The 2,139-nt window shown below is 40.5% G+C and carries 3 protein-coding genes; all 3 read left to right on the top strand.

Annotation, left to right across the window (positions count from 1 at the left end; translation table 11 throughout):
- Nucleotides 1–959, top strand: a 959-nt coding sequence (locus AADEFJLK_RS23500; protein ID WP_146054743.1) for an RHS repeat-associated core domain-containing protein, incomplete at its 5' end; no start/stop codon positions are given.
- On the top strand, nucleotides 949–1,269 hold the full coding sequence (locus AADEFJLK_RS23495) for a hypothetical protein (RefSeq protein ID WP_103976020.1): 321 nt from the start codon (nucleotides 949–951) through the stop codon (nucleotides 1,267–1,269). The genes AADEFJLK_RS23500 and AADEFJLK_RS23495, both read left to right, overlap by 11 nt.
- A 198-nt stretch (nucleotides 1,270–1,467) precedes the next feature.
- Nucleotides 1,468–1,920, top strand: coding sequence for a hypothetical protein (locus AADEFJLK_RS23490; protein ID WP_146054742.1), 453 nt, complete (start codon nucleotides 1,468–1,470; stop codon nucleotides 1,918–1,920).
- The last annotated feature ends 219 nt before the right edge of the window (nucleotides 1,921–2,139 follow it).

The following is a 2,139-nucleotide window of genomic DNA, read 5'->3' as shown; positions in this document are numbered from 1 at the left end:
ACCAAGCCGTCCTGCAAGCCAAATACTTCCGGGGCGGCGTCATCGACGAGATTGTCAACGCCTACCAGCGCAACGCCGCAGGCGACCTCATCAACAGCACCTTCCACCACGACGCGCTGCAATCCGTACTGGGGCAAAGCCTGCATGACGGCAGCATCCTCGCCGCCCAAAGCTACACCGCCTACGGGCGCATCCTCAACCAAGTCACGCCCAGCAACAACGACCAAAAATACACCGGCCGCGAACGCGACGGCGCCACCGGCTTTTACTACTACCGCGCCCGCTACTACGACCCCGTCACCGGACGCTTCATCTCCGAAGACCCCAAGGGCTTTGGCGCGGGAGATGTCAATTTCTATGCTTATGCGGGAAATAATCCGGTCAACTTTAATGATCCTACTGGTAATTCTAAGTTTTTAGAGGGTATTCTTCGGGGAGGTGCATCAGCATTGGATGCAGCAGCAATCGCACTAAAAAAACAAATAAATAGTGAGGATCAACTTGCTCAAGCTATGAAGGGTATTGGAGAACCAATTGCTGTTGGCGATAAAATTAAGGATGTTAATAGATTGATCGCAGAATATGGCGGAAATGTTAGTGATTGGGCAAAAATGACATCCAAATCATATACAGCCCCCGATGGACAACAAATCAGTACGCATTGGTATCAAAACTATGACTTAGATCTTAATGTAGAATTTAAAAGCATTGCTACCGAATGGTCTAAAAATGCTGGTATAAAACTATTTAAAGGAGGAGCTATAATATTAGGAGGTTTAGCTGTTGCTGCCGAAGTTTTGGATCCAACTACCTATATTTATTCAGGTGGAGGTGTGCCTCCTGGCGCAACTGAAACATGGTTCGGATATACACATTCTGATAACTCTGCCAATGGCGGTTTTGTTTTATATCCCAATAAACCAAATACAAATATGATGAAATCCGTTTATGCAAAATGATTTTGATATACATGACAAAATAATTGAAGTCACAGAAAAGCTCATTAATGATGAAATAGATTATGTAGAGGGGGCTAGATTTATTGTTGATAATCGTTTCGGGTTGAGTGGGATTGATGAAAGCATCTTTTATTTTTTTATTAGCGTTGTATCGGAAACTGAAACTATGCCAGATAAAGATAATAGAAAAAATTTCAGTGCAACGTACTTGTCTATCTCCGATCAGGATAAAGAGGCGTATTATCAAAAAATATCGGATACGCTCAAAAACGCTTGTTTCGTTTTATTAGGTAAAATAAAACAACAATAGTCATAAAACCCATAGAAAGACTGGATGCTAATTTATTCCGATGTCAGATTCATCGATTCAATTTGATGTGGATTTTTTACATGATGTTTTCACAGATTATTTAAAAGCTCGATGAAGCCATCCAATTTACAATACATCCTTACTTATGGTTTTTAGGACTAACAAAAAATGGTTGTTAACGTTAAGGATTCATCCAATATGCTAAAAACCTACTTTATTGCAAAGTGTACGGGAAATTCAGCCGAAGTATTAAGCCGTGTTGAACACATTTTACTTATCTTATCAGAGCAAAACGCCAGCCGTTGGCCTGATACAATGGCTTGGCAAAATTTATTGCCTGTATGGTTCACTGAGCGTTTTGCTCCAGAAATGACGCATGAACAGGCATTGGAATGGCTAAAAGAATGGCGAAGCATGTCTTCTGAGGACAAAGCTCTTGCAGAACAGCAAAAAGGTTGGGATTTGTTCAATTGGCTAGGCTGGTTTCATCCAGACAAAAGGTTTTGGTCTTTGGGTAGCGCATCAATCAAGGATGCGAATGTTATTGAAGTCACCCTATTAACAGCCGAAGATATATTTCCTAGTGGAGCAATCCAATGGCTATTCATCGCTTGCGGTGCAATATCTTTTGCTAAAACCCGTAGCGAATAGCCCATTTCATCTAACCAAACCTAATCACAACATGATGGTAGCTGTTTATGCAAAATAAAATCCAAAATTAACTATATTAAAGTCAAAAATACTTTCTGTATGATTTGCCGCATAGCATTTATTTTATTGTTAATAGCCTGTGGATATGTTACAGCCAAACAGATTGATATGGCTTTGGAGTTGAATGATCATAATTCTCAAATTCAATTACAGAAACAA

The organism is Methylovulum psychrotolerans (assembly GCF_002923755.1).
Lineage (GTDB): Bacteria > Pseudomonadota > Gammaproteobacteria > Methylococcales > Methylomonadaceae > Methylovulum > Methylovulum psychrotolerans.
Note: the sequence above shows the minus strand (reverse complement) of the source record. Positions and strands in the feature narration are given on the sequence as shown.

Coding starts and splice junctions, on each gene's coding strand:
- AADEFJLK_RS23495 (WP_103976020.1), top strand. CDS start 949: ATGCAAAATGATTTTGATATACATGACAAAATAATTGAAGTCACAGAA.
- AADEFJLK_RS23490 (WP_146054742.1), top strand. CDS start 1,468: ATGCTAAAAACCTACTTTATTGCAAAGTGTACGGGAAATTCAGCCGAA.